At 71.5% G+C, this 21,272-nt stretch carries 22 protein-coding genes; 17 read left to right on the top strand and 5 right to left on the bottom strand.

Features of this window, described 5'->3' with window-relative positions:
- Positions 1–2 precede the first annotated feature (2 nt).
- The 7 genes from HQQ85_RS03835 (at position 3) to HQQ85_RS03805 (ending at position 6,990) form a co-directional block, all read left to right on the top strand.
- A complete protein-coding gene (locus tag HQQ85_RS03835; RefSeq protein ID WP_173181157.1) occupies positions 3–587 on the top strand; it encodes a hypothetical protein in 585 nt (194 codons plus the stop codon).
- Positions 588–826: 239 nt separating this feature from the next.
- Positions 827–3,097 carry a polyribonucleotide nucleotidyltransferase gene (locus HQQ85_RS03830; RefSeq protein ID WP_173181156.1) on the top strand — a complete coding sequence of 757 codons (2,271 nt, stop codon included), beginning with the start codon at positions 827–829 and terminating at the stop codon, positions 3,095–3,097.
- 125 nt (positions 3,098–3,222) lie between these two features.
- A complete protein-coding gene (locus tag HQQ85_RS03825; protein ID WP_173181155.1) occupies positions 3,223–4,584 on the top strand; it encodes a pitrilysin family protein in 1,362 nt (453 codons plus the stop codon).
- Positions 4,584–5,186: a histidine phosphatase family protein gene (locus HQQ85_RS03820; protein ID WP_173181154.1), complete on the top strand. Its 603-nt coding sequence runs from the start codon at positions 4,584–4,586 to the stop codon at positions 5,184–5,186. The genes HQQ85_RS03825 and HQQ85_RS03820 overlap by 1 nt, the downstream gene beginning before the upstream one ends.
- Positions 5,186–5,692, top strand: coding sequence for a GNAT family N-acetyltransferase (locus HQQ85_RS03815; protein ID WP_173181153.1), 507 nt, complete (start codon positions 5,186–5,188; stop codon positions 5,690–5,692). Before HQQ85_RS03820 ends, HQQ85_RS03815 begins: the two co-directional genes overlap by 1 nt.
- Positions 5,693–5,701: 9 nt before the next feature.
- The gene (dapB, locus tag HQQ85_RS03810) at positions 5,702–6,535 is read left to right on the top strand and encodes a 4-hydroxy-tetrahydrodipicolinate reductase (RefSeq protein WP_173181152.1); all 834 of its coding nucleotides are present in this window, start codon (positions 5,702–5,704) and stop codon (positions 6,533–6,535) included.
- Positions 6,532–6,990: a hypothetical protein gene (locus tag HQQ85_RS03805; protein ID WP_371741748.1), complete on the top strand. Its 459-nt coding sequence runs from the start codon at positions 6,532–6,534 to the stop codon at positions 6,988–6,990. The genes dapB and HQQ85_RS03805 overlap by 4 nt, the downstream gene beginning before the upstream one ends.
- A 31-nt stretch (positions 6,991–7,021) precedes the next feature.
- On the opposite strand, the gene HQQ85_RS03800 is transcribed toward HQQ85_RS03805, so the two are convergent.
- The 4 genes from HQQ85_RS03800 to HQQ85_RS03785 form a co-directional block, all read right to left on the bottom strand.
- Positions 7,022–7,915, bottom strand: coding sequence for a TIGR01777 family oxidoreductase (locus tag HQQ85_RS03800; RefSeq protein WP_173181151.1), 894 nt, complete (start codon positions 7,913–7,915; stop codon positions 7,022–7,024).
- Positions 7,912–8,337 carry an OsmC family peroxiredoxin gene (locus HQQ85_RS03795; RefSeq protein ID WP_173181150.1) on the bottom strand — a complete coding sequence of 142 codons (426 nt, stop codon included), beginning with the start codon at positions 8,335–8,337 and terminating at the stop codon, positions 7,912–7,914. Before HQQ85_RS03795 ends, HQQ85_RS03800 begins: the two co-directional genes overlap by 4 nt.
- A gap of 92 nt (positions 8,338–8,429) precedes the next feature.
- Entirely contained in the window at positions 8,430–8,906 is a 477-nt protein-coding gene (locus tag HQQ85_RS03790) for a DUF4395 domain-containing protein (RefSeq protein ID WP_173181149.1), read from the bottom strand.
- Positions 8,903–9,334 (bottom strand): thioredoxin family protein, encoded by a 432-nt coding sequence (locus tag HQQ85_RS03785; protein WP_173181148.1) that lies wholly within the window; start codon positions 9,332–9,334, stop codon positions 8,903–8,905. The genes HQQ85_RS03790 and HQQ85_RS03785 overlap by 4 nt, the downstream gene beginning before the upstream one ends.
- A gap of 228 nt (positions 9,335–9,562) precedes the next feature.
- Between HQQ85_RS03785 and leuA the strand changes: the two genes are divergently transcribed.
- From leuA to HQQ85_RS21290, 5 genes are all read left to right on the top strand, one after another.
- Entirely contained in the window at positions 9,563–11,323 is a 1,761-nt protein-coding gene (leuA, locus tag HQQ85_RS03780) for a 2-isopropylmalate synthase (protein ID WP_173181147.1), read from the top strand.
- A 103-nt stretch (positions 11,324–11,426) separates the two neighbouring features.
- Positions 11,427–12,185 carry a DNA repair protein RecO gene (gene recO, locus HQQ85_RS03775; RefSeq protein ID WP_173181146.1) on the top strand — a complete coding sequence of 253 codons (759 nt, stop codon included), beginning with the start codon at positions 11,427–11,429 and terminating at the stop codon, positions 12,183–12,185.
- Positions 12,182–13,009, top strand: coding sequence for an isoprenyl transferase (locus HQQ85_RS03770; RefSeq protein WP_173181145.1), 828 nt, complete (start codon positions 12,182–12,184; stop codon positions 13,007–13,009). Before recO ends, HQQ85_RS03770 begins: the two co-directional genes overlap by 4 nt.
- 28 nt (positions 13,010–13,037) lie before the next feature.
- On the top strand, positions 13,038–13,724 hold the full coding sequence (locus tag HQQ85_RS03765) for a DsbA family protein (RefSeq protein ID WP_371741747.1): 687 nt from the start codon (positions 13,038–13,040) through the stop codon (positions 13,722–13,724).
- Positions 13,721–13,849 (top strand): hypothetical protein, encoded by a 129-nt coding sequence (locus HQQ85_RS21290; RefSeq protein ID WP_256430627.1) that lies wholly within the window; start codon positions 13,721–13,723, stop codon positions 13,847–13,849. Before HQQ85_RS03765 ends, HQQ85_RS21290 begins: the two co-directional genes overlap by 4 nt.
- Positions 13,850–13,890: 41 nt before the next feature.
- Here the strand turns inward: HQQ85_RS21290 and HQQ85_RS03760 are convergent, their stop codons facing one another.
- Positions 13,891–14,349 (bottom strand): YbaK/EbsC family protein, encoded by a 459-nt coding sequence (locus tag HQQ85_RS03760; protein ID WP_173181704.1) that lies wholly within the window; start codon positions 14,347–14,349, stop codon positions 13,891–13,893.
- A gap of 160 nt (positions 14,350–14,509) precedes the next feature.
- Here HQQ85_RS03760 and dusB point away from each other — a divergent pair, with 160 nt between their 5' ends.
- From dusB to HQQ85_RS03735, 5 genes are all read left to right on the top strand, one after another.
- Entirely contained in the window at positions 14,510–15,694 is a 1,185-nt protein-coding gene (dusB, locus tag HQQ85_RS03755) for a tRNA dihydrouridine synthase DusB (protein ID WP_173181143.1), read from the top strand.
- Complete coding sequence (locus HQQ85_RS03750) at positions 15,687–17,027, top strand: deoxyguanosinetriphosphate triphosphohydrolase (RefSeq protein WP_371741746.1); 1,341 nt, start codon at positions 15,687–15,689, stop codon at positions 17,025–17,027. Before dusB ends, HQQ85_RS03750 begins: the two co-directional genes overlap by 8 nt.
- 34 nt (positions 17,028–17,061) lie before the next feature.
- Complete coding sequence (gene dnaG / locus HQQ85_RS03745; RefSeq protein WP_173181142.1) at positions 17,062–19,131, top strand: DNA primase; 2,070 nt, start codon at positions 17,062–17,064, stop codon at positions 19,129–19,131.
- A 108-nt stretch (positions 19,132–19,239) separates the two neighbouring features.
- Positions 19,240–20,202 carry an ATP-binding cassette domain-containing protein gene (locus tag HQQ85_RS03740; RefSeq protein ID WP_173181141.1) on the top strand — a complete coding sequence of 321 codons (963 nt, stop codon included), beginning with the start codon at positions 19,240–19,242 and terminating at the stop codon, positions 20,200–20,202.
- The gene (locus HQQ85_RS03735; protein ID WP_173181140.1) at positions 20,199–21,209 is read left to right on the top strand and encodes a D-isomer specific 2-hydroxyacid dehydrogenase family protein; all 1,011 of its coding nucleotides are present in this window, start codon (positions 20,199–20,201) and stop codon (positions 21,207–21,209) included. Before HQQ85_RS03740 ends, HQQ85_RS03735 begins: the two co-directional genes overlap by 4 nt.
- The last annotated feature ends 63 nt before the right edge of the window (positions 21,210–21,272 follow it).

Here is a 21,272-nt window from a genome sequence, read left to right as displayed (position 1 = left end):
GCATGGAAGCCCGTCGCCGATTCAAGCCGCTCTGGCGCTGGGAGGCGCTGCTGTTCGCCGTCGTGCTCGTGGCGGCCATGGCCGCCAGCCTCGTCGCCCGGCCCTCGCTGCCGGTCGTCGGCCCCATCGCCTCGGTGCTGCTGCTCGCGATCGCCGTCGCGGCCGCGCTGGCGCTGATCGTGCCGCTGCTGCGCAAGAAGGGGCACGACAGCGAGAACTCGCGGCACGACCTGGGCGGCGTCGAGCTCGTGCCCTTCCCGGGGCTCGGGGAGGTGCCGGTGACGACCCGGGTCGTCGAGAGCGAGCGGCGGCAGACCGCGATCGAGGCGGCTCTGGCGAAGTCGCGCGCCGTGCAGGCCGTGCTGACGCCCGACGCGAGCCGGTGGCTCGGCCGCGAGCTGCGGGTCGCCGTCGATCTGGTCGACGACGCCGGGGCCGCGCACCGGGTGGGGTTCGTGCCGCGCGACGTCGACGCCCGGGTCGACGAGGCGCTCCGCACGGTCACGGCGGACTCCGGGCGGGCGGCGACCGTTCCCGTCACCGTCGTCGGCGCCGAGCGTCCGCGGCGCGTCGAGATCGTGCTCTAGCGCGTCACCGCTGCGATCCAGGCCCTGACTGATAGACTCTCAAGGTCGAGAGCAGGCCGATCTTCGTATGATCGAGCGGCTGGTCCTCGGTGGTGGCGTTCCGGAGTGCATCCGGAGTCCTTCTACTGGTGACCAGCTGTGCTGGTGAACAGCAGGTGCTGGTGAAAAGCATGGCTGCTCCGACGCGAGGAGTCGTGGCCCACACGGGGCTGCGACGCTAAACAAAGGAGAAAGACCTCTTGGAAGGTCCTGAGATCAAGTTCGCCGAAGCCGTCATCGACAACGGCAAGTACGGCAAGCGCACCGTCCGCTTCGAGACCGGCCGCCTCGCGCAGCAGGCCCAGGGAGCCGTCGCCGCCTACCTCGACGACGACACCATGCTGCTGAGCGCCACGAGCATCGGCAAGCACCCCAAAGACAACTTCGACTTCTTCCCGCTGACGATCGACGTCGAGGAGCGCAGCTACGCCGCCGGCAAGATCCCCGGCTCGTTCTTCCGTCGTGAGGGCCGCCCCTCCACCGAGGCGATCCTCGTCTGCCGTCTGATCGACCGGCCGCTGCGCCCGTCGTTCATCACCGGCCTCCGCAACGAGGTGCAGGTCGTCATCACCGTGCTGAGCATCGCCCCCGACGAGTTCTACGACTCGCTGGCCATCAACGCGGCCTCCGCGTCGAGCCAGATCTCGGGCGTGCCCTTCTCGGGCCCGATCGGCGGCATCCGCCTCGCGCTCATGCCGGGCTACGGCACCGAGCCCGACCAGTGGGTCGCGTTCCCCAAGTTCTCGCAGCTGCAGGATGCGGTGTTCGACCTGGTCGTCGCCGGCCGCGTGGTCGAGAACAAGGACGGCTCGTCCGACGTCGCCATCATGATGGTCGAGGCCGAGGCCACCGAGAACAGCTGGAACCTGATCAAGGGCGGCGCCACCAAGCCGAACGAGGCCGTCGTGGCCGAGGGCCTCGAGGCCGCCAAGCCCTTCATCAAGCAGCTCGTCGAGGCGCAGAAGTCGCTCGCCGACCAGGCCGCCAAGGAGATCAAGGAATACCCGATCTTCCTGCCGTACACCCAGCAGGCCTACGACGCGGTCGCCGAGCTCGCCTACGACGAGCTGGTGGGCATCTACCAGATCGCCGACAAGACCGAGCGCCAGAACGCCGACGACGCCCTCAAGGAGCGCGTCAAGGCCGCCATCCAGACCAAGGTCGAGGCCGGCGAGCTCGGTGGCGACGTGCCCCCGATGGTCTCCGCCGCGTACAAGTCCGTCACGAAGGTGGTCGTCCGCGGCCGCATCCTCCGCGACGGCGTGCGCATCGACGGGCGCGGCCTGGCCGACATCCGCCCGCTCGACGCCGAGGTCGCGGTCATCCCGCGCGTGCACGGCTCCGCCATCTTCCAGCGCGGCGAGACCCAGATCCTGGGTGTCACCACGCTGAACATGCTGAAGATGGAGCAGCAGATCGACTCGCTGTCGCCGATCACGCACAAGCGCTACCTGCACCACTACAACTTCCCGCCCTACTCGACCGGTGAGACCGGCCGCGTGGGTTCGCCGAAGCGTCGCGAGATCGGGCACGGCTTCCTGGCCGAGCGCGCCCTCGTGCCGGTGCTGCCGTCGCGCGAGGAGTTCCCCTACGCCATCCGTCAGGTGTCCGAGGCCCTCGGGTCCAACGGCTCCACCTCGATGGGCTCCGTCTGCGCGTCGACCCTGTCGCTGCTGAACGCCGGTGTGCCGCTGCGCGCACCCGTCGCCGGCATCGCGATGGGCCTCGTCTCCGACGAGGTCGACGGCGAGACCCGCTACGCGGCGCTCACCGACATCCTCGGCGCCGAAGACGCGCTCGGCGACATGGACTTCAAGGTCGCTGGCACCAGCGAGTTCGTCACCGCGATCCAGCTCGACACCAAGCTCGACGGCATCCCCACCGCCGTGCTCGACGGTGCGCTGAAGCAGGCGAAGGCCGCGCGCGACGCGATCCTCTCCGTGCTGAACGCCGCCATCGACGAGCCCGACGAGCTGGCTCCCACCGCGCCGCGCGTCATCTCGGTGCAGATCCCCGTCGACAAGATCGGCGAGCTGATCGGCCCGAAGGGCAAGACGATCAACGCGATCCAGGACGAGACCGGCGCCGACATCTCCATCGAGGAGGACGGCACCGTCTACATCGGCGCCGTCGACGGCCCCTCGGCCGAGGCCGCCCGCCAGCAGGTCAACGCCATCGCGAACCCGCAGAACCCCGAGGTCGGTGAGCAGTTCCTCGGCACCGTCGTGAAGCTCGCCACCTTCGGTGCGTTCGTCTCCCTGCTCCCGGGCAAGGACGGCCTGCTGCACATCTCCGAGGTGCGCAAGCTCGCCGGTGGCAAGCGCGTCGAGAACGTCGAGGACGTGCTCGGCGTCGGCCAGAAGATCCTGGTGCAGATCACGAAGATCGACGACCGCGGAAAGCTGTCGCTCGCTCCGGTGATCTCCGAGACCGCCGACGGCGAGCCCGTCGAGGTCCCCGCCGAGGCCTGATAGCAGCTGCAGCTACCACATGAATGCCCGTCCCGGTTCGCCGGGGCGGGCATCCGTCGTTCTCCCGGCGCACAGGGGGCCGTCGTTCGGGGTGCGCACGGGAAGGGCGGGATAGGGTGGCAAGGATGAACAGCGCCGTGAACCTCCCGCTCGACCTTCCGGAACTCTCGATCGGCACCGCCGCCGAAGGGCTGGTGCGGCGAACGATCCTCCCGAGCGGCGCGCGCATCCTCACCGAGCACATCCCGGGCTCGCGCTCCGCGACCATCGGGTACTGGGTCGCCGCCGGTTCGCGCGACGAGCTCGGCGCCGTCGGCACCACCCCGTCGCGCTACGGCTCCACCCACTTCCTCGAGCACCTGCTCTTCAAGGGCACGCCGACCCGCACGGCGCTCGACATCGCCATCGCGTTCGACTCCGTGGGCGGCGAGCACAACGCCGTCACCAGCAAGGAGTACACCTGCTACTACGCCAAGGTGCGCGACGCCGACCTGCCGATGGCCGTCGACGTGCTCTCCGACATGGTGACCTCCGCGCTGCTGGATCCGGTGGAGTTCGAGACCGAGCGCGGCGTCATCCTGGAAGAGCTCGCCATGGCGGAGGACGACCCCTCGGACGTCGCGGGGGAACGGCTGTTCGAGGCCGTGCTGGGCGAGCATCCGCTCGGCCGGCCCGTCGGCGGAACCCCCGAGGCCATCCGCGCGGTGACGCGCGAGGCCGTCTGGGAGCACTTCAAGGCCGCGTACCGCCCGAACGACCTCGTCGTCTCGGCCGCCGGAGCCGTGGACCACGATGAGCTCGTGGCCCGGGTCGTCGCCTCGCTCGCGCGCTCGGAATGGGACCTTGACAGCCCAGCCACCCCCCGTGCGCGCCGCTCGACGACGCCCGTCGCGCTCGACGTGGGCCATCCGCTCACTGTCGTCACCAAGCCCACCGAGCAGGCCAGCGTCATGGTCGGCCTGCCCGGACTCGTCGCAACCGACGACCGGCGCACCGTGATGGCCGTGCTCAACTCGGTCTTCGGCGGCGGCATGTCCTCCCGCCTGTTCCAGGAGGTGCGCGAGCGCCGGGGACTCGCGTACTCGGTCTACTCCTACGCACCGAGCTACTCCGACGCGGGCATCTTCCTGATGTACGCCGGATGCACGCCCGGCCGTGAGGGCGCGGTGACCGAGCTCATGCTGTCCGAGCTCCGCCGCCTGGCCGACGACGGCATCACCGCCGACGAGCTGCGCCGCGCCTCGGGCCAGCTCTCGGGCTCCGCCGCGCTCGCCCTCGAGGACAGCGACACCCGCATGTCCCGCCTCGGCCGCTCCGAGCTGACGATCGGCGAGTTCGTCGACCTCGACGAGAGCGTGCGCCGCCTGTCCGAGGTGACGGCCGACGACGTGCAGCAGCTCGCGGGCACCATCCTCGAGGGCTCGGTCAGCATCGCGGCGGTCGGCCCGATCACCGACGACGCGTTCGCGGCGACGGTGGGCGCCTGATGGGTCACACGCTCTACCTCGTGCGGCACGGCGAGCAGCTCGACGCCGAGCATGGCGTCGCCGACGGCCCGCTCTCGCCCCGCGGCCAGCGTCAGGCGCGGCTGATCGCCGACCGGCTCGGGGGAGTGCCCTTCGACTCCGTGCGGCACTCGCCCCTGCAGCGTGCCGAGCAGACCGCGCAGATCATGTCCGAGCACCTGCCCGCCCTCGACCCGCAGCCGAGCGCGCTGCTGTTCGACTGCGTGCCCACGGGCTACTCGCCGCAGATGCCGCACACCTTCGAGCCCTTCTTCAACTCCGTCACCGACGACGAGGTCGAGGCGGGCCGCGCCCAGATGGCGGATGCGGTGGCCGAGTTCTTCACCCCCTCCCGCGACTCCACCCACGACCTGCTGATCACGCACAACTTCGTGATCGCCTGGTTCGTGCGTGAGGCGATGGATGCTCCCGAATGGCGGTGGGCCGGCCTGAACGCGGCCCACGCCGGGCTCACCATCCTGCGCTGGAAGACCGGGCGACTGCCCGAGCTCGTCGCCTTCAACGACCTCGGTCACCTGCCGGTCGAGCTGCGCACCGGCATGAACGACCCGCAGCCGTACTGATGCGCATCCGCTCGGGAGACGTGTCGCAGCCGGCCGAGCAGCAGCTGCTGCGCGACTACTTCGGCTACCGCGCGGCCGCGTTCCCGCAGGCGGGCGGGTACACGGTCACCCTGCCCGACCCGTCGCAGTTCGACGGCGTGCGGGGGGTCTTCCTGGTCGTCGACGACGATTCCGGCGTTCCGGTGGGGTGCGGCGGCATCCGGATGCTCGCGCCCGACCCCGCCCGTGACGGCGGCGCCGTGCGCGCCGAGGTGAAGCACGTGTGGCTCGACCCGTCCACCCGGGGCCGCGGCTGGGCCGGGCGGCTGCTCGACGCCCTCGAGCAGAGCGCCGTCGCGCTCGGAGCCACCGAGCTCGTGCTCGACACGCACCACACGCTGGAGGCGGCGGCCCGGCTGTACGCCCGAACCGGCTTCGTGCCGACCGAGGCCTACAACGACAATCCCAATGCGACGAGGTGGTACCGCAAGCCGCTGGGCGTCCTCGGGCCGGGCGGCTCCCGGTAGGTTGGAGGGATGAGCGTGAAGGTGGCCGTCGTCGGCGCAACGGGGAAGCTGGGCCGGCTGGTCGCGGGGATCGTGTCCGAGCATCCGGAGTTCGAACTGGTGGCCTCGCTCGGCTCGTCGAGCGAGCTGTCGGAGATGCTGGCCGCCGACGTCGTGGTCGACGTCACCGTGCCCGGCGTGAGCCAGAAGGTCGTCGAGTACGCCCTGACGAACGGGCGGAACGTGCTCGTCGGAACCTCGGGCTGGTCGGCCGAACGGATCACCGGCCTGAAGCGCCTGCTGGGTGACGAGCCGTCGAACGGGGTCGTGGTCATCCCGAACTTCTCGCTGGGGTCGGTTCTCGCCACCTCGTTCGCCACCATGGCCGCACGCTTCTACGACTCGATCGAGATCGTCGAGGCGCACGCCGCCCGCAAGGTCGACTCGCCCTCGGGCACCGCCGTGCGCACGGCCGAGCTGATGGCCGCGGCGCGCGCGACGCGCGGGCCCGTCGCCGCGCCGCACACCGACCAGCGGGCGCGGGGGCAGCAGGTCGCGAGCATCCCCGTGCACAGCCTGCGGCTCGCGGGGGTCGTGGCCAAGCAGGACGTGATCTTCGGCGGAACCGGCGAGGTGCTGACGCTGACGCACGAGACGATCTCGCCGAGCTCGTACACGCAGGGCATCCTGGTGGCCCTGCGGGCGGCGGCGACGGCGCGCGGGGTGACGGTGGGGCTCGAGAGCCTGATCGACCTGGGGCTGCCGGGCGGGGCTGCGCCCGGTGCACCTGCCTCGCCGGCACCCCCAGCCGCTCCCGAGAACGTCTCGGGCCAGGCGGCCACCGCCACCACCGTGACCCCGTGAAAGGGCGCATCGCCGCGATCGTGATGGCGGTCGTGCTCGCGATCTACCTCGTGCTGGTCGGCCAGCGGGCCGTGATGTTCGTTCTCACCGGGGAGCCGATCGCCGTCGTCATCGGGGTGACCCTGATCGCCCTGCCGCTCGTGGGCGCCTGGGCACTCGCCCGCGAGCTCTGGTTCGGGGTGCGCACCGAGCAGCTCGTCGAGCGGATGGACCGCGAGGGCGAACTGCCCCCCGACGACCTCCCCAAGCGCACCAGCGGCCGGCCCGAGCGGGAGGCCGCCGACGCCGACTTCGCCCGCTGGAAGGACGCCGTCGAGCAGGACGAGACGAGCTGGCGCGCCTGGTTCCGGCTGGGCCTCGCCTACGACGCCTCGGGCGACCGCCGCCGCGCCCGCGCCGCCCTCCGCTCGGCGGTGCGCCTCGAGGGCGCCGAACGGCGGGCTGAGGCCGGCTGAAGCTCCGCGCCGCTGCGCCGTCGCATAGCGGTCAGATGTGGCTGAGGGCCGCCTCGATCGTGCCGTCGCGGAAGGTGAAGCCGTTGAACAGCAGCTTCTGCGCCGAGACGTCCTGGTCGGCGAGCAGCAGGTCGCGGCCCGCGTCGGCGAGGGCCGCCTTGAGCGCCCAGGCCGGGGCGGGCAGCCAGTAGGGGCGGTGCAGGTCCTCGGCGAGGGTGCGGACGACCTCGGAGGCCGGCGCCGGGCGCGGGCCCACGAGGTTGACCGGGCCGGAGAGGTCGGAGGTCAGGAGATACCGCAGGGCGGCGGCCTCGTCGTAGAGGCTGATCCACGGCCAGATCTGCTCGCCGCTGCCGACCGGGCCCGCGAGTCCGAGTTTCGCGAGCAGGGTCAACGGCTTGAGCGCGCCGCCGCCCTTGCCGACGACGAGGCCGGTTCGTGCCGTGACGAGCCGCGTGCGCGCGGCGGCCGGTGCGGCGGCGCGCTCCCACGCATCCGTCACCTTGGCCAGGAACCCGGTGCCGAGCGGTGACGCCTCGGTGAGCGTCTCGCCGGGTCGGTCGCCGTAGAAGCCGACGGCCGAGCCCGAGATGAACACCGACGGCGGGTTCTCGGCCCGGGCGATGGCGTCGGCGAGGGTGCTGGTCGCGAGCACGCGCGACTGCAGGATCTCGCGCTTGTAGGGCAGGGTCCAGGGCAGCTTCGAGATCGAGGCGCCGGAGAGGTTGACGATCGCGTCGGCGCCCTCGACGACGGCCGAGGGGATCCAGCGGGCCTCCGGGTCCCAGGAGCGCTCCGTGGGGGTGCGCGCGGGCCGGCGCACCAGGATGAGGACGGTGTGGCCCTCCGCGCGCAGCTGACGGGTGAGCTCGGTGCCGATGAAGCCGGAGCCCCCGGCGATCAGCACGGTCTGGGCGGCGCTCACGCGAGGCTCGCTTCGAGGGTGATCGGGATGCCCGTGAGCGCCTTCGAGACCGGGCAGCCCGTCTTGGCCTCCTCGGCGATGCGCTGGAAGTCGGCCTCGTCGATGCCGGGCACGACGGCGCTGACCAGGAGGTGGCTGCCGGTGATGCCGTGCGCGGGGTCGAAGGTGACCGCCGCGGTGGTCTGCAGCGACTCGGGCGCGTGCCCGCCGCGGGCGAGCGCGGCGGCGAAGGCCATCGAGAAGCACGAGGCGTGCGCGGCACCCAGCAGCTCCTCGGGCGTGGTGACGCTCTCGGCCCCCTCGGAGCGGGCCCGCCAGTTCACGGCGAGGCTGGCCGCACCCGAGCTGTCGAGCGTGGTCGTGCCCGATCCGCTCGCGAGATCACCCCGCCAGACCGTCGTCGACTCACTGGTCACAGCCATGGACAACCTCCCGTGTCGGTGCCGTCAGCCTACCGCGGGCCCCGCGGCGCCCCCAGGGTCCCGCGCCGTCCCGCGCGTGCCGGGCCTCGGGCTCACGCTCCGCCCGCGGCCTGCCGGGCCGGCCGCAGCCGCACGAGCACGAGGTACAGCTGGCAGCCGATGCAGTAGCCGACCGCGGCGTTCAGGAACGCGGCGACGAAGGCGATCGCAGCGGCCGCGGGCACCGCGTACGGCACTCCGACGGCGGCCAGCAGCACTCCGGCGAAGGTCACCGCGAAGCCGACGGCCTGGGCGAAGGTCGAGGGCTTCGGGTCCTCCAGCTCGGCGGGCGGTGCGAGGCGCGGCCGCACCAGCGCCCGGAACAGCAGCCCGTACGGGTGACGCTGCACGCCGGCCGCCGCGCCCCAGAGGAAGAGCAGGCTGACGGCCACGAGCAGCACGAAGGCCGGGTCCAGGATGCGCGACAGCGCGTCTCCCGTCGGCGGCGCACTGAGCCCCAGCAGCACGACGCCCGCGAGCAGCACGGCGGTGATCGCGGCGCCGAAGCGCGGGGAGCGGGGGTCGATCATACGAGTGCCTCCAGGCGTTCCTCGACGACCGAGCGGCGCACCGAGCCGCCGATGCGCGTGCGCACCACGCCGTGCCGGTCGAGGATGAGGGTGGTCGGAGTCTGCAGGATGGCGAAGCGGCGCACCAGGTCGGCCCGCTCGGTGACGTCGACGTCGAGGTAGGCGATGCCGTCGCCCCGCGCCGCAAGCTCGTGCAGCACGCGGCGGGTGGCCGGGCATCCGGAGCAGAAGGCCGTCGAGAACTGCACCAGGGTGCCACGGGTGCCGAGACGGGGGAGGGAGCCGGGCGCGGCGAGCAGGGCCAGGTCGACGGCGTCGGTAAAGGCGACGGCGTGCGCGGCTCCCTGGCGACGGCGCCAGAGCAGGCCGGCGAGCAGCGTCACGACGACGAGGCCGGAGAGCAGGAGGAGGGCGAACAGGGGATGCATGGTGCTCCGAGGCTAGGGCGACGGGGGGACGGGCATCCGGTTCATGACGAATGTGACGAGAGGGGCGGTTCGGGCGGCCTCTGGCCGGGGCGGGGGATCGTGCTAATCTGGGCGCGTGCTGTTCGGTCTGCTCCTTCTTAGCTGCCGCGACGAGTCCTAGTTCATCAGGCCTCCCTCGTCGCGGAGTTCGCCCATGGCTGACCAGATTCTGACGAAGGAACGCACGACATGAAGAACAATCAGGCCGCTTCGGCCATGCCGATCCACAAGTACCGGCCCTATCACGAGCAGTTCGCCGTCGAGCTGCCCGACCGCACCTGGCCCGCGAAGCACATCACCGTGGCGCCCCGCTGGTGCGCGGTCGACCTCCGTGACGGCAACCAGGCGCTGATCGATCCGATGAGCCCCGAGCGCAAGCGGATCATGTTCGACCTCTTGGTGCGCATGGGCTACAAGGAGATCGAGGTCGGCTTCCCGAGCGCCTCGCAGACCGACTTCGACTTCGTGCGCTCGCTGATCGAGGAGAACGCGATCCCCGACGACGTGACGATCCAGGTGCTGACCCAGGCGCGCGAGCACCTGATCCGTCGCACCTACGAGTCGATCGCGGGCGCCAAGCAGGCGATCGTGCACCTCTACAACTCCACCAGCGTGCTGCAGCGAGACGTGGTGTTCCGCACCGATCGCCAGGGCATCGTCGACATCGCCCTCGAGGGCGCACGCCTCTGCCGCTCCTTCGAGAGGCTGGTGCCCGAGACGCAGGTCTACTACGAGTACTCGCCCGAGAGCTACACCGGCACCGAGCTGGAGTTCGCCGTCGACATCTGCAACCAGGTGCTCGAGGTCTTCGAGCCGACACCCGATCGCAAGGTCATCCTGAACCTGCCCTCGACCGTCGAGATGGCGACCCCGAACGTCTACGCCGACTCGATCGAGTGGATGGGGCGGCACCTGAACCACCGCGAGAACGTCATCATCTCGCTGCACCCGCACAACGACCGCGGTACCGCCGTGGCCGCCGCGGAGCTCGGCTACCTGGCCGGCGCCGACCGCATCGAGGGCTGCCTGTTCGGCAACGGGGAACGAACCGGCAACGTCGACCTGGTCGCCCTCGGCATCAACCTGTTCACCCAGGGCATCGACCCGCAGATCGACTTCAGCGACCTCGACGAGGTGCGCCGCACGGCCGAGTACTGCAACCAACTGAAGGTGCACGAGCGGAGCCCCTGGGCGGGCGATCTGGTCTACACCGCGTTCAGCGGCTCGCACCAGGACGCGATCAAGAAGGGCTTCGAGGCCATGGCCGCCGACGCCGCCTCCCAGGGCAAGGAGGTCGACGACCTGGTCTGGGCCGTTCCCTACCTGCCCATCGACCCGAAAGACCTGGGGCGCTCCTACGAGGCGGTCATCCGCGTCAACTCCCAGTCGGGCAAGGGCGGCGTCGCCTACCTGCTGAAGACCGACCACGCGCTCGACCTGCCGCGGAAGCTGCAGATCGAGTTCTCGGGCGTCGTGCAGGCGAAGACCGACGCCGAGGGCGGCGAGGTCACGAGCGAGCAGATCTGGGCGGTCTTCCAGGACGAGTACCTGCCCTCCTCGGCCGCGGAAGAGAAGTGGGGTCGCTTCGAGCTGCACCGCACCCGCACCTCGAGCGACCTGGGCGGATCGGTGGCGCTCGACGTCACCCTGCGCATCGGCGAGGACGTGATCGAGACCTCGGCCTCGGGCAACGGCCCGATCGCCGCGTTCCTGAACGTGATGACCGAGCAGGGCGTCGACATCAAGCTCTACGACTACGTCGAGCACGCCCTCAGCGCCTCGGGCGACGCCCTGGCCGCGGCGTACGTCGAGCTGCAGGTCGACGGCAACCGCCTCTGGGGCGTGGGCATCGACGCCGACATCTCGACCGCGTCGTTGAAGGCCGTCGTGTCGGCGGTCAACCGGGCGATCCGGGTGCGGGATGCCGAGCGGGAGCTCGTCTCGGCGTAACTCTGCGGACATCCGCTGGTGGGGTGGCGCGCGAGCGGGGTCTCGGCGTCGCCTCACCGGTCGCGCCTGGCCGGGCATCCGGCCGGGCGCGGGATAATGGGCTGTGCCCGTTTACCGTGATGACGCCGTGGTGCTGCGCACCCACAAGCTGGGTGAGGCCGACCGCATCGTCACCCTGCTGACCCGGCATCACGGCAAGGTGCGGGCCGTCGCCCGCGGGGTGCGCCGCACCGCCTCGAAGTTCGGCGCCCGGCTCGAGCCGTTCATGGTCGCCGACGTGCAGTTCTACGAGGGCCGCACCCTCGACACCATCACCCAGGCCGTCACCATCGGCTCGTACGGCGCCGAGATCACGGCCGACTACGCCAGCTACACCGCGGCCAGCGCCATGGTCGAGACCGCCGACAAGCTCACGGAAGAGGAGCCCTCGCTGCAGCAGTACCTGCTGCTGGTGGGTGCCCTCCGCTCGCTCGCCCGCAATGAGCACGGGCCGAACGCCACCCTCGACTCGTACCTCCTGCGGGCGCTGTCCATGGCCGGCTGGGCACCGAGCTTCCACGACTGCGCCGTGACGGGGGAGCCGGGCCCGCACTCCGCCTTCGTGGTGCAGCTCGGCGGGGTGGTGGCCGAGTCGGTCGCCCCGCCCGGCACGCCGCGCCTGGACACCAGCACCCTCGAGCTGCTGACCGCCCTGCTCACGGGCGACTGGACGACCGCCGACGCCGCCGACGGCCCGGTGCGCTCACGCGCGAGCGGTATCGTTGCGGCGTACACCCAGTGGCACCTGGAACGCGGGCTCCGATCGCTCGAGCACGTCGAACGGGGGCCGGGGAAGCCGGAGAAGAAGGTGCAGCCGAGTTGAGTCCCGTTCCGTTCACGTCGCCGAAGGCCGAGCCGTTCCGCCCCCTCGACTGGACGGGCCTGTACCCGCCCGCCGTGCCCGCCGCCGCGGTGCCGAAGCACGTCGCCATCGTGATGGACGGCAACGGCCGCTGGGCCAACCAGCGCGGCCTCACCCGCATCGAGGGCCACCGCGCCGGCGAGGCGGCGCTGCTCGACGTGGTGGCGGGAGCCGTGCAGATCGGCGTGAAGCACGTCAGCGTCTACGCCTTCTCCACCGAGAACTGGAAGCGTTCGCCCGACGAGGTGCGCTTCCTGATGGGCTTCAACCGCGACGTGCTGCACCGCCGGCGCGACCAGCTGAACGAGTGGGGCGTGCGCATCCGCTGGGCCGGCCGCCGGCCTCGGCTGTGGGCGAGCGTGATCAAGGAGCTGCAGTTCGCCGAACGGCTCACCGCTCACAACAGCACCCTCACGCTGACGATGTGCGTCAACTACGGTGGCCGCAACGAGATCACGGATGCGGTGCGCGCGATCGCCGATGATGTCGCGGCCGGCCGCATCCGCCCCTCGGCCGTCTCGGAGAAGCTCATCCAGCGCCATCTCTACGTGCCCGAGCTGCCCGACGTCGACCTGTTTGTCCGCAGCTCGGGGGAGCAGCGCACCTCGAACTTCCTGCCCTGGCAGTCGGCGTACGCCGAGATGGTGTTCCTCGACCGGCTCTGGCCCGACTTCAGCCGGGTCGACCTGTGGCAGGCGATCGAGCACTATGCCGGACGCAACCGGCGGTTCGGCGGGGCGGTCGACGCGCCGGCCGCCGAGACGTCGTCGACCGAGGCGGAATGAGCGGGCATCCGTTCGCGTTGCCGATGAGGTGACTGATTCTTCAACGCCCGAGGCCATCAAGATCGACATCTGGAGCGACATCGCCTGCCCGTGGTGCTACATCGGCAAGCGCAAGCTCGAGTTCGGCATCGAGGAGTACGCCTCGACCGAGGGCTCCGTTCCCGTCGAGATCGAGTACCACTCGTTCGAGCTCTCGCCCGACACCCCCGTCGACTTCGACGGCGACGAGATCGAGTTCCTCTCGGGCCACAAGGGGATCCCGGCCGAGCAGGCGTCGCAGATGCTCGAGCGCGTGACCGGCATCGCCTCCTCCGTCGGGCTCGACTACGACTACGACGCCCTGAAGCACACCAACACCGTCAAGGCGCACGAGCTGATGCACTACGCCAAAGCGCACGGGCTGCAGCTCGAGATGAAGGAACGCCTGCTCAAGGCCTACTTCGTCGAGGGCCGGCACGTCGGCCGCATCGAGGACCTGGCCGACCTGGCCGCCGAACTCGGACTCGACCGCGCCGACGTCGTGCGCTCGCTCGAGTCGGGCGAGAACGTCGACGCCGTGCGGGCCGACCAGCGCCAGGCGCAGGAACTCGGCATCCAGGGCGTGCCGTTCTTCGTCTTCGAGGGCAAGTACGGGGTCTCGGGCGCTCAGGATCCGGCGACGTTCGCCCAGGTGCTGGCCCAGGTGGCCGGCGAGCGGGTCGAGGTCGGCTCATGACGGCGACGGATGCTCGTGCCGAGGCTCCGGCCGGGGCGACCGGTCCCGTTCCCGCCGTCGCACCCCCGCTGACCGTGCTGGGGGCTCCCGGGGCGAGCTGCGAGGGCGACTCCTGCTCGTTCTGAGCCGGACGCGGTGGTGGGCCCCGCCGGCGCGGCGGGCCCGGTCAGCGCGGCGGCAGCGGTTCGCTGATGTCGGCGACCGTCGCGCCGAGGGCCGCGGCCAGCGCATCCGCGTCGACGTAGGCGCTGTGGCCGTGCGCACCCGCACCCATCGCGATGCGGCGGCCGGCCAAGGACTCGTCGAGGTAGACGGGCCACGCGGTGCTGCTGCCGAGCGGGGTGATCGTGCCGCGCTCGTAGCCGGTGGCGGCCAGCGCGACGTCCTGGTGGGGCATCGAGAGCTTGTTGACTCCGACGAGGGTGCGCAGCTTCGGCCAGCTGATCTGGCGGTCGCCCGGGATGAGGGCGAAGAGGAAGTCGCCGTCGTGGCGTTTGACCACCAGGCTCTTGGCGATGTCGCCGGGCGCGAGCTCGAGCAGCCGCGCGGCCTCCTGCAGGGAGCCCGCTTCGGGGCGCTCGACGACCTCGACCTCGAGGCCGAGTCGGCGGGCGTGCTCGCGCACGCGCTCGGTGCCCGCGGGCCGGTCTGCAGCCGGGGTGTCCGTCTTGTCCGTGTTTCCGGTCTTGTCCGTCTTGTCCGTCACAGTCGGAAGAACCACCGAACCGTCCACAGGATTCCCGGCCGCGTCGCCGTGGCCGCCCACGTCTGGGAGAATTGACCCGATGTCCACTTCAACCCTCACCCCCGACCGGCTGGCCATCGGGCCCATCCAGCTCGACGTGCCGGTGGTGCTCGCGCCCATGGCCGGCATCACGAACACGGCGTTCCGCCGGCTCTGCCGCGAGTTCGGCGCCGGGCTCTACGTGAGCGAGATGATCACGAGCCGGGCACTCGTCGAGCGCAACGAGGCGACCTTCCGCCTCATCACCCACCACCCGAGCGAGACGCCCCGCTCGATCCAGCTCTACGGCGTCGACCCCGCCACCATGGCCGAGGCCGCCCGCATCCTGGTCGACGAAGACCGCACCGACCACATCGACATGAACTTCGGCTGCCCGGTGCCCAAGGTCACCAGGAAGGGCGGGGGAGCCGCGCTGCCCTGGAAGCTCGACCTCTTCCGCGAGATCGTCGAGTCGGTCGTCGAGGCCGCGGGCGACGTGCCCGTCACGGTCAAGATGCGCAAGGGCATCGACTCCGACCACCTGACCTACCTCGAGGCCGCGAAGGCGGCCGAGGGGGCGGGCGCCGCGGCAATCGCGCTGCACGCCCGCACGGCGAGCGACTTCTACAGCGGTCAGGCCGACTGGTCGGCCATCGCGACGCTGAAAGAGACCATCACCTCCATCCCGGTTCTCGGCAACGGAGACATCTGGTCGGGCGAAGACGCCATCCGCATGGTCGACGAGACCGGGTGCGACGGCGTGGTCGTCGGGCGCGGCTGCCTCGGCCGGCCGTGGCTGTTCGGCGACCTGGCCGCCGCGTTCCGCGTGCGCGCGGGCGAGCTCTCGGCCGAGGAGGCGGCGGCCCTGCGGGCGGCGCCGTCGCTCGGCGTGGTCGCGCAGACCCTCCGCCGGCACGCCGAGCTGCTGGTCGAGTTCTACGACGACGAGGGCCGCGCCTGCCGCGACATCCGCAAGCACGTCGCCTGGTACCTCAAGGGCTATCCGGCGGGGCACGAGGTGCGGGCCGCGCTCAGCACGGTGCAGAGCCTCGAGCAGATGGACGAGATCCTGGCCGAACTCGACTGGTCGATGCCCTACCCGGGCGCCGACGCCGAGGGCCCCCGCGGCCGCGCCGGCAGCCCGAAGCGCCCCTCGTTGCCCGACCGCTGGCTGGAGTCGCGCTCGCTCGAGACCGCGGGCCGCGCCGAGGTCGCCGCGGCCGAGAAGGAGAACAGCGGTGGCTGACGCCCTCGACCTGCAGACCTTCGCGCCCACGAAGGGCTACGCCGAGTCCGACGCCGAGCGCATGCTGCCCGAGGAGCACTACACCCGGCGCAGCGACTTCCAGCGCGACCGGGCCCGCATCCTGCACTCCTCATCGCTTCGCCGCCTGGCGGCCAAGACGCAGGTGCTGAGCCCCACTGTCGTCGCCGACTTCGCCCGCAACCGGCTCACCCACTCGCTCGAGGTGGCGCAGGTCGGGCGGGAGCTCGCCTCCAGCCTCGACCTCGACCCCGACGTCGTCGACTCGGCCTGCCTCGCGCACGACCTCGGGCATCCGCCGTTCGGTCACAACGGCGAGAAGGCCCTCAACCAGTGGGCGCAGTCGATCGGCGGCTTCGAGGGCAACGCCCAGAGCCTGCGCATCCTCACCCGCCTCGAGGCGAAGGTGTTCGACGACAGCGGGCACGGCTACGGCCTCAACCTCACGCGGGCGAGCCTCGACGCGAGCTGCAAGTACCCGTGGGCGGCGTCCGACCCCGTCGAAGACCCGAGCGGCCGGCTGAAGTACGGCGTCTACGACGACGACGCGCCGGTGTTCGACTGGTTCCGGGCCGGAGCGCCGGCCCGGAAGCTCTGCGTCGAGGCCCAGGTGATGGATCTCAGTGACGACATCGCCTACTCGGTGCACGACTTCGAAGACGCCGTGCTGAACGGCTACATCGACGTGCGGGTGCTCGGCCGGCGGGTCGACCACGCCGATCTGGTGCGGAGCATCCACGCCCGCGCCGGCGGAGGGTTCTCGCTCGACGAGTTGAGCGAGGCGTTCGAGCGCCTCGACTCGCTGCAGGTCTGGCTCTCGGAGTGGGACGACTCGCGCCGCGCCCACGCCAAGCTGAAGAACCTCACCAGCCAGCTGATCGGGCGCTTCGCCGGAGCGGCCACACGGGCCACCCGGGAGTCCTTCCCGACGCCGAGCATCACCCGCTACGGCGCCGACGTCATCGTGCCTGACTGGGTCGCCGCCGAGATCGCGACGCTCAAGGGCATCGTCTCGGTGTTCGTCATGTCGAACGACGCCAGGCAGCCGCTCTACCAGCAGCAGCGGGGGCTCCTGATGGAGCTGGCCGACCGGCTCTGGGAGAGCGACGGGGCGGCACTCGACCCCGCGTTCGCCGACGACTGGCGCACCGCCGCCGACGACCGGGCCGCCCGCAGGGTGGTCGTCGACCAGGTCGCCAGCCTCACCGACCAGACGGCCCTGTCGTGGTACGAGCGCCTCTGCGCACCGGCCGATGAGGGCAGCCTGGGAGAAGAGCTGCTCGCGGCCGAGGGGCCCAGGCGGGCTCTATCCTAGGAGGACCGGTGGGCGAGATGGCAGGGCGGGTGACATGGCAGGACTGATCCGTCGCAACGACATCGACGAGGTCCGGTCGCGCATCAACATCGCCGACGTGGTCGGCGACTTCGTCACGCTGAAGAGCGCGGGCGTCGGCTCGATGAAGGGGCTCTGCCCGTTCCACGACGAACGCTCGCCGAGCTTCCACGTGCGCCCCCAGGTGGGCTACTACCACTGCTTCGGCTGCGGCGAGGGCGGCGACGTCTTCACGTTCCTGCAGAAGATGGACCACGTCACCTTCTCCGAGGCCGTCGAGCGGCTCGCCGCCAAGATCGGCTTCCAGCTGCACTACGAAGACGGGGGAGCGGCGGCCGACCAGGGCAACCGGGCCCGCCTCCTCGCGGCGAACGAGGCGGCTCGGGAGTACTTCGCCGAGCAGCTCACCTCGCCCGGTGCCGAGGCCGGCCGCGCCTTCCTCGGCCAGCGCGGCTTCGACGCCGCGGCGGCCGCGCGCTTCGGCGTGGGCTACGCCCCGCAGGGCTGGGACAACCTCGGCAAGCACCTCCGTGGCCGCGGCTACACCGAGCAGGAACTCACGGCGGCGGGCCTTCTCAGCCAGGGCGACCGCGGCACCTACGACCGCTTCCGTGGGCGGCTGATCTGGCCGATCCGTGACCAGACGGGGCAGACCGTCGGCTTCGGCGCGCGCCGGCTGTTCGACGACGACAAGGGCCCGAAGTACCTCAACACCCCCGAGACGATCGTGTACCACAAGGCGCAGGTGCTCTACGGGCTCGACCTCGCCAAGCGCGACATCGCGCGCAGCCGCCAGGTCGTCGTGGTCGAGGGCTACACCGACGTCATGGCGGCCCACCTCGCGGGCGTCACCACCGCAGTGGCGACCTGCGGCACGTCGTTCGGCGTCGACCACATCAAGATCATGCGGCGGGTGCTCTCCGACGACTCCGCCGGCCTCGGCGAGGTCATCTTCACCTTCGACCCCGACGCCGCGGGCCAGAAGGCGGCCCTCCGCGCGTTCAGCGAGGAGCAGCGCTTCGCCGCGCAGACCTACGTCGCCGTCGCGCCCGACGGCCTCGACCCCTGCGACCTGCGTCTGGCCAAGGGCGACGACGCCGTGCGCCGCCTGATCAAGAGCAAGAAGCCGATGTTCGAGTTCGTGATCCGGCAGAAGCTCTCGGCCTACGACCTCGACACGGTCGAGGGTCGCGTGGCCGCGCTGCGGGATGCGGCACCGATCGTCGCCGACATCCGCGACTCGGCGCTCCGGCCGGCCTATACCCGGCAGCTCGCGAAGATGCTCGGCACCGACCTCGACGTGGTGCAGCAGGCGGTCGAGCGTTCGGTGCGCAGCGGCGGCTCGGGTGCGGGGCAGGGCCACGGACACGGGCAGGGCAACGGCGGCGATCGTGGCGGTGCGCCGGGTGGCGACCGCGGAGCGCTGCGGCCGGGCGGCGGTGTGCAGGACGGCCGAGGCGGTCAGGGTGGCCAGGCCGGTCAGGGTGGCCAGGCCGGTCATGGTGGTCAGGGAGCATCGGGCGGCCAGGGCGGGTACCGGCCCTCGCCGGCGGCCGACCCCCAGGTGGCGTCGGTGACGACCCTCGAGGCCGTGCCCGCCCAGGTGCCGGCGGTCTCCCTCACCGAGCTGCCCTCCACCACCACTGTTCGCCGGGAGCGGGATGCGCTGATGGCCATGCTGCAATCGCCCATCGTGATCGGTGCCGAGCTCCTCACCAGGTCGACCGGCTGCGGCTTCGCCAGCGCGCCGCTGGCCGCCGTGCGTGACGCGGTCGCGCGGAACGTCGAGCACTTCGACCAGCCCGACTTCGTGCAGACGGTGCAGGCCGACGTGCCGCCGGAGTACCGCACCCTGGTCGAGCAGCTGGCGGTCGCGCCCATTCCGGAGCGACCCGAGCGCGCGCCCGAGAACTACCTGCGCGGAGTCGTGCGCGCCCTCGTCGAGCGCGATCTCAGCCGCCGCAAGGACGAGCTCGTGCTGCGGCTTCAGCGCACCGACCGGGTGGCGGAGCCCGTGCTCTACCGCGAGATCCAGATCCAGTCGGCGCAGCTCGAGGCCGACCGGCGGGCCTTCGTCGGGGAGTAGCGCCCGATCGCACCGCGCCTGAGCGAGCGGTGGGCCCGGTCGCGCAATCTCCGAGCATCCGCCGTGCCGTCGGGGCCGGCGCGACTTCGCGCCTAGGCTCGAAGCCTGATGGTCGAACGAAACGTGCTCTCCGCCTCCGACGTGACGATCGAGTACCCCTCGCACAGCGTCAGTCCCGCCTTCACCGCCGTGAAGGGGTTCACGCTCACGGTGGCCCCCGGGGAGATCGTGGGGCTGGTGGGGTCGAGCGGCTCCGGCAAGTCGACGCTCGCGCACGTGGCGTCGGGGCAGGCCGCCCTGCGGGCCTCGAAGGAGTCGTCGCCGCGCATCATCGGCGGCAGTCTCGAGGTGCTCGGTTTCGAGATGCGCGGCATCCGCCGCGGCAAGCTCGGCAAGCTCACCCTCGGCGTCGGCTACGTGGCGCAGGACGCCGGGTCGAAGCTCACCTCGAACATGACCGTGGCCGAGCTCGTCGCCGAACCGCTGCTGCTCCGCGACAGACGCTACGACCGGCACGAGGCGGGCCTGAAGGCCGCCACGCTCGTCGACGCGCTGCTGCTGCCCGTGGGTTCGATGATGAAGCTGCCGCACGAGCTCTCCAGCGGGCAGCGGCAGCGGGTGGCGGTGGCGCGCGGACTGATCCTCGACCCGGTGCTGCTGATCGCCGACGAGCCGACCGCGGGCGTCGACGTCTCGGTGCGGAGCGCGGTGGTCGACGTGATCGCCGGCCTGCAGCGGGCCCGTGGTGCCAGCGCTCTGATCGTCAGCCATGATCTCGACACGCTGCGGCGGAGCGCCGACCGGGTCGCCGTCATTCATGAGGGCGTCGTGGTGGGCCTCGGGCCGATCGACGAGGTGCTGGCCGACCCGCGGCACCCGTACGTGGTCCGCCTCGCGGAGGAGCTGAACGGCGACGGGCTCGACGACGACGAGTTCGACGAGGACGACGACGATGACGAGTTCGACGAGGACGCCGACGAGGGCGACTACTCCCGCGCCGACGCCGACGCCGCCAATGACCCGGCCGGCCCGCTGAGCCCGAACGACGACGAGACCCGAGGAGCCCGATGACGCCCCGATCCCGATCCTTCGACGGACGCCACCGCGAGGTGCTCGCGGTCGCCGCCGACGCCCTGCCCGCCGGCGAGCGGCCCGAGCCCGGCCCGATCACAGTGCTGCCCGAGGCCGATCCCACCTTCGTCGAGGCCGTCGAAGCGGCCGGCGGCACCGTCGCCCCGCTCGGCGACGACACCCGGGGCATCGTCTGGCTCGCCCACGACCGCCCCGAGCAGTTCGACGAGATCATCTCGACCCACCCCGGCATCGGCTGGGTGCAGCTGCCCTGGGCGGGAGTCGACGCCTTCGCCGAGTCCATCCGCGACCACGACCGCCCCGGCCTCGTCTGGACGAGCGCCAAGGGCGCCTACGCCCAGCCCGTCGCAGAGCATGCGCTGACGCTCGCGCTGGCGCTCCTCCGCGAGCTGCCCACGCGCATCCGTGCCACCAGCTGGGGGCCGAAGATCGGATCCTCGCTCTACGGGCTGAACGTCGTCATCATCGGCGCCGGCGGCATCGCCCTCGAGCTGCTGCGGCTCCTCGAGCCGTTCGGTGTGACGGTCACCATCGTGCGCCGCTCGGCGGACCCGGTCGAGGGCGCCCACCGCACCGTGCCGGTCGAGCAGCTCGACGAGGTGCTGCCCGAGGCCGACCTGCTGGTCGTCGCCGCCGCGTTCACCGCCGGCACCGACAAGCTGATCGGCGCCCGCCAGCTCGAGCTCCTGCCCGAGACGGCCCACCTCGTCAACATCGCGCGCGGGGGGCTCGTCGACACCGAGGCGCTCGTCGCCGCCCTCGAGAGCGGTGGCATCGCGGGGGCCGCCCTCGACGTGACCGATCCCGAGCCGCTGCCCGACGGGCATCCGCTCTTCTCGCTCGACACCGCGATCGTCACCCCGCACTCGGCGGACACGCCCGAGATGATTGCGCCGCTGCTGGCCGCGCGCGTGCGTCACAACGTGCGCGCGTTCCTCGAGACCGGCGAGTTCGCGGGGCGCGTCGACCCCGCCGCGGGGTACTGACGCCGAGGTGTCAGGAGCGCCGCGAAAGTGGTGGTAATGTATTGAGTGCTGTTCCGGCAGCAC

The sequence above is a fragment of the Herbiconiux sp. VKM Ac-2851 genome (assembly GCF_013205105.1).
Classification (GTDB): Bacteria; Actinomycetota; Actinomycetes; order Actinomycetales; family Microbacteriaceae; genus Herbiconiux; species Herbiconiux flava.
This window is presented reverse-complemented; position numbering and strand designations above follow the sequence as displayed.